Source organism: Dorea acetigenes, assembly GCF_025567385.1.
Taxonomy (GTDB): domain Bacteria; phylum Bacillota; class Clostridia; order Lachnospirales; family Lachnospiraceae; genus Claveliimonas; species Claveliimonas acetigenes.
In genome coordinates, this window is the sequence record NZ_JAOQJU010000029.1 from 34245 (window position 1) to 42828 (window position 8584).

Annotated in this window: 5 protein-coding genes; 3 read left to right on the forward strand and 2 right to left on the reverse strand. The window is 41.2% G+C overall.

Annotation, left to right across the window (positions count from 1 at the left end; genetic code table 11):
- Positions 1-7 precede the first annotated feature (7 nt).
- Together OCV99_RS15465 and OCV99_RS15470 are read right to left on the reverse strand one after the other, a co-directional pair.
- Positions 8-739, reverse strand: coding sequence for a response regulator (locus tag OCV99_RS15465; protein ID WP_158371750.1), 732 nt, complete (start codon positions 737-739; stop codon positions 8-10).
- A complete protein-coding gene (locus OCV99_RS15470; protein ID WP_158371751.1) occupies positions 736-1821 on the reverse strand; it encodes a sensor histidine kinase in 1086 nt (361 codons plus the stop codon). Before OCV99_RS15470 ends, OCV99_RS15465 begins: the two co-directional genes overlap by 4 nt.
- A 183-nt stretch (positions 1822-2004) precedes the next feature.
- On the opposite strand from OCV99_RS15470, the gene OCV99_RS15475 reads away from it, so the two are divergent.
- The 3 genes from OCV99_RS15475 to OCV99_RS15485 form a co-directional block, all read left to right on the forward strand.
- On the forward strand, positions 2005-2982 hold the full coding sequence (locus OCV99_RS15475) for a tRNA dihydrouridine synthase (RefSeq protein WP_158371752.1): 978 nt from the start codon (positions 2005-2007) through the stop codon (positions 2980-2982).
- A complete protein-coding gene (locus OCV99_RS15480) occupies positions 2942-3529 on the forward strand; it encodes a DUF3841 domain-containing protein (protein WP_158371754.1) in 588 nt (195 codons plus the stop codon). Before OCV99_RS15475 ends, OCV99_RS15480 begins: the two co-directional genes overlap by 41 nt.
- A 173-nt stretch (positions 3530-3702) precedes the next feature.
- On the forward strand, positions 3703-8584 hold a 4882-nt coding region (locus OCV99_RS15485; protein WP_158371756.1), incomplete at its 3' end, for an immunoglobulin-like domain-containing protein.

The following is an 8584-nucleotide window of genomic DNA, read 5'->3' on the forward strand; positions in this document are numbered from 1 at the left end:
CGGCTCTTTAAGAACCGCCTGCATTGTATTCGTCCTCCCGCATACGGTATCCGATGCCCACTTCTGTGAAGATGTATTTTGGCTCTGCGGGATTTTCTTCTAATTTACGCCGGATATTCGCCATATTTACACGGAGAATTTTGTTATTGTTCTTATCAGAATAAGGCCCCCAGATGTGTGTCATAAGGGCACCGTAGGTAATAACCTTTCCGGAATTCTGTGCAAGCAGTGATACGATTCTGTATTCAACAGGGGTCAGGTGGATGGGGACACCGTGAAATTTTACAATCCGTTTGTCAAAATCAATCATTAATGCATCTGCCTGATAGGGGCGTTTATAGAATTCAGAATGATTCCGCAGACGATTGCTGTGCCGCAGAGAGGCGCGGATCCTTGCCAATAGTTCCGATGTACCGAATGGCTTGGTAATATAATCATCTGCCCCGGCATCCAGGGCATCGACTTTCTCCTTTTCCTGAGTACGGGCAGAGACGACGATAATAGGCACGCTGGACCAGTTTCGTACCTCCCGGATAATGGAGAGTCCATCCATATCAGGAAGCCCAAGATCCAGAAGAACAATGTCAGGACATTGAGAATTGATGACAGATAATCCTTCTGTGCCCGATGAAGCTTGCAGTGGTTTATAGTGGTGTGATTTTAAACATTTACAAATGATGTCCGAAATATTGGTTTCATCTTCGATTATCAGTACGGTAAATTTTGTTGCTGTATTCAAGATAACGAATCCTCCTTTGGCAGTGTAAACATAAATTCGGCGCCTTTGTCATGATTCAATGCTGTGATGGAACCGGCATGGGCGGTAATGATTGTCTTGCAGATGGACAGGCCGATTCCCATGCCTCTGTGTGCATCAGGAGTGGCGGTGTTTCGGGCACTGCTGCCGTCGAATATAACGGGCAGAAGCGAAGGGGAGATTCCTTTTCCGTAGTCCCGGATACAGAATACAACGGAAGTGGGGGAATCAATGACTGTCAGGTCGATTGGCTGGCTGCTGGATGAGTGCACGCATGCATTATCTAACAAATTAATAATTACCTGCTCAATCAGCAGTGGATCCATGGGAAGAATAATATAATCTTCCGGGATGGAAACCCTGACAGAGGCTTCTGGACACCTTTTTTTAAAGCGCTGGATGGCCTCAGAAATCACTTCTTCTACGATTTCAGGGGATTTATTTACTTTTGCAGACTCGGAATCTTTAATCCGCGTAACCGACAAAAGATTCTCTACCATATTTAACAGCCAATTTGCATCGTCGCGAATCTGTTTTACCAGTGTTGTTTTTTCTTCTGCATTCAAGGAATCCGGAAATTCCAGATAAGAGTCGGATGTCCCGATTATACTGGTAAGCGGTGTGCGCAGGTCGTGGGAAATCGCACGGAGAAGATTCGCGCGCATTTTTTCTTTTTCTGCTTTGTTGATGATTTCTTCACGTTCTGCAAGCAGTGCCGCCTGTATTTTCAAATGGCTGGTTGTTGCGCTGGTAATCAGGGTAATCGTCAGTGTAAGAATGAAAGATACCGGATACCCGGACAACGTAAAATTGAGATTAAAATAAGGGTATGTAAAAAAATAGTTTATACAGATAACGCTAAATAAGGCGAAAACAATTCCGTACCAATATCCGTTGGTGTATCTTGCAGTTAAAATTAATGCTAAAATATAGATCAAGGCGATATTTGCAGAATTGATATTTGCAAATTTAAAGGCCAGGAAAGCTAATGCGGTTGATATCAGCATGAAAAGAAGCATAAGTGTAATGCTGTAATATTTTTTCTCTTGGTACTTTTTGAACATTTTCAAACCTCCGATATGTTGGATTCTTATATGTCTATTTTAAAGTATTTTAAAAATAAGGCAAGACAGAGCAGATTTTTCCATGTATCTTAGCGAAAACTTAACACAAAAGAATTTCTTGCTAATATGGATAGGCAATGCTATAATTTTCTGGAAATACAAGAATAAGGATTGATAGAGAATATGCATTACTATTATGCGCCAATGGAAGGAATTACCGGCTACATACAGCGGAATGCCTGCCACAGATTCTTCCCGGGCATTGATAAATATTTTACGGCATTTATTGCACCCAATCAGCGGGGACATTTCAGTTCAAAAGAAAAGAATGACATTTTGCCGGAACACAATGAAGGGATCTGCCTTGTTCCTCAGATTTTGACTAATCGGGAGGACGACTTCTTGCTGACGGTGAAGAAGCTGAAACAGTATGGATATGAGGAAGTAAATCTTAACTTGGGCTGCCCTTCCAAAACAGTGGTATCAAAGTTCCGTGGTTCGGGTTTTCTGGCAAAACCGGAAGAGTTGGATCGGTTTCTGGAAAGTATTTTTTCGAAAGCAGATATAAAGATTTCGATTAAGACAAGGATTGGAAAAGATGACCCGGAAGAATGGATGAGATTGCTGGAGATTTATAATAAATATCCATTAGAGGAGTTGATTGTCCATCCAAGAACACAGAAAGATTTTTATAAAAATTCCCCGAATCTGGATGTGTTTGAAGAGATGTTTAAGCACAGCAAATGTCCTGTTTGTTATAATGGAGATTTATTTATAAAACGGGATTTTCTTAAATGGAAAGAACGCTTTCCACTGGTGGATACAGTGATGATTGGCAGGGGGCTTTTGATAAATCCCGGACTTATCGGGTTGATTGAAGAAGGCAGTATGCCAAAAAAGGAGCGGCTTTTTGCCTATCATAATCAGATTTATGAGGATTATCGAAACATTATGTATGGGGACAGAAATGTACTATTTAAGATGAAAGAACTTTGGATTTATATGATTCACAGCTTTACGAATCCGAAAAAGTATGCTAAGAGAATCCGAAAAGCTGAGAAGCTTGCAGCTTATGAGGATGCAGTCAGTGATTTATTTAACGAACAGGAGCTTGTGGAAGATGGAAGGGAAAGTGGTTCGTCTGTATACGCGTCAGAATGATAAGACGTTGTATCAATTAAAAAGAGATGGCAGGATTATTAATCAGAGAGTTTATGTAGAGATGCATTTTGGAGATATTGCTCCTCTTTTTATGGAAAGCTATGACTGGTTTACGAAAGAGGCGGCAAAGATAGTCCCGAAGCCGGAAGATGTACACGCGCCTATCTGGTGTTCCATCAGCGTGGAGAATTGTCTGAAGCCTATAGAGGGGACGGTTGTCTATGAGCTGGAGGTGCCGGAAGAACGGGTGATATATTTTGATGAGGCAAAATGGGATTATGTGCTAAATCGGATTTATCTCCCGAAGGATGCCAAAGACGGCGAGAGATATAAGAAATATTTGAAGGATATTGGTGTAGTTAATGGATTTGAGTTCTTCCAGGGAAGATATAAAGGGATGTATCCGGAAGAAGAAGAGCGGATTATGGATAGCTGGCAGAGAGTATTTGAAATCGATAACTGGACAATATTTAATGTGTGTGGCAATTTATGGGAAATCAGACAGGAATGGGTGAAGAGGATCGTATATCCCGGAGAAAAATTGTGACAAGTATTATACTTTTTGCAGATATTTATACATTAATTAAGGAAAAGGCGAAGAATAAAATCTTTGTCTTTTTTTTTGCCAAAAATATTACCAAATATTCAAAAAAATTACATATGAAAATTTTTAAATAGAGAATAAAATAAAAAACGGAATATAATAAAGGAGGAAAGAAAATGAGAAAAAAATTTAAGAAATTAGTGTCTCTTTTGCTGATAGCAGGAATGATTTTTTCATTCATGCCGATTAATGCATCAAAGACAGTAAAGGCTGAGGAGACAGATCTGATTGCCAGATATCCGCTTGTGTCGGATATAAAGGACGTATCGGGAAATGGAAATGACGCCATTATTTTGAAAGAAGCAGATGGCGTTACTTTTACGGGAGGCGCATTAACTCTTGCCGGAGGAACCAGCACCAGTAAGAATTATGTGTCGCTGCCGGAGGGATTATTTGATAATCAGAATGAACTGACTGTCTCTATGTGGATTAAGAATAATAATACGAAGAAAAACACATCGGCTTTTTCATTCTGCGGAACGACAAAGAAGGGAAATTATCCGAAACATTATTTTATTCTGAATCCCAGTAATCCTGACGGATATTATAAGGCAGTATTTACAGATCCTGAAGCAGAGAGCACAGCGAATCCATGGGCAACAGAGGTCGGAGTAAATAACTCTAAGAATAATAGTGTGATGACCTCCGACCGGATGAATCAGTGGCTGTATTATACAGTGACAATCAGTGAAAATAGTATTAGCGGTTATCTGGATGGAGAATTGCTTGGTTCAGATAACATTTCTAATATAACGGTATCTGATTTTGGAGAAAATATTCTTTCATATATTGGAAAATCTGATTATGCAGATGATACCTTTGCCGGAAGTTTCCGGGATTTGAGAATCTATGGAAAAGAAATGAATGAAGGAGAGGTTGCCGGATTATATGCAGAAGCGTTAGAGATTCAGCAGGTACAGGAAGCAAAGACAACATTGAATTTAAAGAATGGCGCGATGGTGTGCGATAATCTGAGTCTTCCGTTAAGTTCCGGAGCTTGCAGCATCGTGTGGGAATCAGATAATACAAAGGCGCTTGAGAATGACGGAACAGTTCATTTTCAGGATAAGAGTGTATCTGTTAAATTAACGGCTGTCATAAAAAGCGGCTCTTATTCTGAGACGATTGAATTTGAACTAACAGTGCCAACTGCGTCTGAAGCGAAGGGCGAAAAGTATCGTACAAGGCTTTCGATTCCTGCTTATATATCTGAAGATCTCCAGAAAGAAGTAGATGGACAGGAAATTGTGTGGTCTTGTGTTCCAGAAGGATTGATTGCGAGCGATGGTAAGGTTACCAGACCGTCAAAAGACACTGACGCGACGGTAACGGCAACTATCGCTGATGCTGAAATTACTAAAAATGTTAAGGTAATGGCAGAGGGCGGACAGGTTTTAAGTTATGTGATTCAAGGCGGCAACCTGTATGAAAACACAGGGGATCTTTTGGCGTCTTCAGACAGCAGGCGTTCAGATGCGTTGTTCCTTGCAGCGAAAACGACAGAAGAAGAGTCTTATACAGAGCTAAATAAAGGAAAAGCTGTAGTCTATGTGAAGTGGGATGGAGCTCAGAAAGCGAACCCTGATAATCAGATGGGGTCTCCGATATTGTTTAGAAAGGCTGATGGAAGCCTGGCCGTTGCAGCGTCAGGAAATAACAACAAAAATGGCATTTATGTATGGGATACACAGGACAATATGGCATTTACAAACGAGAGGTTTCTGACACTTGCAGATGCAGGAACAAAAGTTCAGAATCCTTCTGTCATCTATGATAGTATGAGCGGTGGATATAAGATTTTCTGGCAGGATCAAAATGATAAGACTTACGTAAGTCTTATGACAGATTTGAAAAATGGGACAGTGCCGGAACAGACGGTAGAAACTGTTTATAATAAAGAAATCGTATCTGGCGTTCTTCCGTCTAATGCTGTAAAAAATGAAGCGTCGGTATTTGAAGCAAGTGCATCTGAATATGAAGCAATTATAAAGAAGTACGGAAATGTTTACAATACGGAAGTAGAAACTGTAAATATTGAGGCGAAGCCGGGAGAGTCAGTTGAATTACCGGAGACGGTTAAGGCTTCTTACAGTGACGGCAGTACCAAGAATCTGGGTGTTGTCTGGGATGAAGAAGAACTGAAAGCACTTGATTCCGGCAAGGAAGGTGTTTATGAAGTTACCGGTACGGTACAACAGGATGCTTATACTTATCCATTTATTGAAGAACGGGCAGATCCTCATGTATTCTATAATGAAGATGACGGTTATTATTATGCTACCGGTTCTTATTATGAAGAAAATATGACAGCGCCTTCTTGTGCCCAGTCCTACCGTAAGCTGGATATTCGCCGTGCCAAGACAATTGAGGGACTGAAAACGGCAAAAGAGCATTATATTCTGGAATCAGAAACAGGAGACAGATGGGGCGGATTTATCTGGGCACCGGAATTTCATAAGATTAATGGTACTTGGTACTGCCTGGTTGGAGCTCATGATTTTGGGACGTCAGGAGTACCGGCAAATATTAATTGGAATAGTGCTCACTGGTGCAGCAAGTCTATTTTAATTCCGTATGAGGGAACGGATGAACAGATGAAAGAAGGCGGGATGCTGGATGCAAAACAGTGGGGCGAGCCGATCATACTAAACAACTCTCCGTCTTTTGATGTGTCTTATTACGAAGATGAAGCGGGTCAGGGATATTATGTAATGCCGCAGAGTGCGCAGATATCCATCGTAAAAGCACAGGGAGGCGATGGCGTGATTCCACAGCCGACAGGCAGCAGGGTTGTGATAAAATCCGGCGAGTGGCCGTGGGAATACGGGGTTTATGAAGGAAGTATCACAGCTTCAAATCCAGAGGGAAATGACCAATTAGTTGTAGAAGGACCCTATATGTTTGCTTATGGCGACAAAGTATATATTAGCTATTCGGCGGCAACCGTTGATAAATATTATACATTGGGACTTTTGATGGCAGACAAGGGCAGTGATCTTATGGATCCGGCCAGTTGGACTCATGTTACTTATCCTCTGCTAAGTTCTTATGATACCGATGAAGGTGAAATCGGTGGAGCTGCGCATGTGGGCGGAGGTCATAATTCTGTGGTTTTGGACGAATATGGAAATCTGGCGCTTGTGTACCATGCGAGACCGTATCCTGATCCACATACAGGACAATCAGGTGCAGGCGGACTCTTTGATCCATGCCGTCATACTGTAGTAAAAAGTATCAATGTGGCGGCTGATGGAACCCTGCTTTTCAATATGACTGCAGAAGAGGAGTTGAATCCTGATTATAAGACAATTACGGCAACCATTACGATTAAAGATGAAGAACCGGTTGATCCAGAAGAGGGACTGCTTGCCCATTATCTTCTGGAAACAAATACTGCTGATTCTTCCGGAAATGAAAAAGATGCAGTGATTACGGAAGGAGCAGAGGGAGTTACTTTTGAAAATGATGCGCTGACTCTGGCGGGCGGTGATAAGAATAGTAAAAATTATGTGACATTGCCAGATGGATTATTTGATAATCAAGATACAGTAACGGTATCTATGTGGATCAATAACAATAATACGAAGGGAAATTATTCGGCTTTCTTTTTTGGAAGCGCTGCACAGAATAACAAGCTTCCGGCTAATTACTTTTTGTTAAATCCCTGTTCACCGAACGGTAATTACAAGGCAGTATTTACAGATTCTGTTAATACAGGATCACCGTGGACAACGGAAAAAGGCGTGAATGACTCCACCAATAAAACACCTACAAGCGGATTTATGAATCAGTGGAAATTATATACCATTGTAATCGATAATAAGACGCTGACAGGATATTTGGACGGAGAGAAATTGGGAACAGTAGCTTTGTCGAGAACCGTGTCGGATTTTGGGACAGGATTGAAAGCGCACATTGGAAAATCGCAGTATCTTGATGATAGTTTATTTGCAGGTTCTTTCCGCGATCTTCGTATTTACAGCAAAGCATTGGATGAATCAGATGTAAAGAGTATTTATCAGATTGGTGTGGACAGAAATAAACTCTTGGAGGACAAAGAGAATCTGTCCATTGGAGATACCAGTAATGTAATTACAGATCTTTCCTTACCGACAGACGGGAAAAATGGCAGTAAGATTACTTGGAAATCAGATAATACGGCGGCTGTAGGAAATGACGGTAAAGTAACGCTGGGAGCAAATACTCAGACTGCAAACCTGACAGCGACAATCTCTCTGGGCAATGACTCTGTTACGAAAACATTTGCGGTAACGCTGCCTTCAGAAAATGAAATTGAAAATGTAGTAAAAGATAAAGTGCAGATTCCATATACGATAACGGATAAAATCGTATTACCTGCCAGCATTGGTGATATCCAGATTGCCTGGGATGATGGAGATGCCGGTATTATACAGGAAGATGGAACGGTGAGCGCACCGGAGGAAAATACAAGACTTACTATTACAGCAGATATTACCTACAATGGGAAGGAATACCACAGGACATACAAAGTTCTTGTTATGGAGAAAACAGCAGAGTACGTGATGAGTTATACAAGAACAAATGTATCGGCGGCGCTTGGTGAAAGTATGCATTTGGCATATAGTGCTGATGGTGAGAATTATATGGCGCTTCATAACAATACAGGTATCTTTTTCGCAAAAGCGGATTTGACTACTTCTGTGGCAGGAACAACCAAAACCCTTACGGAACCTTATTTGTTCAGAATGGCAGATGACAGAATCGGGGTAATTGCAGTACGTAGTGACGGCAAGATTATTCTGGGTATTACGAAAGATTTGATGGCGTATGAAGAAAGGATTATTTCTCTGAATACGAATCTTGGGGTTACAGAACCGGCATGTGAGTATGACGGCACACAGTACGTAATTACATGGAAAGATGCAGGCGGTCAATTGATTTTGTCAAGATTAGTTGACACATTTTCCTCAAGGATTTTGTACCCTATGCTGCTTCTTTCAGGGAATCATAGTATTG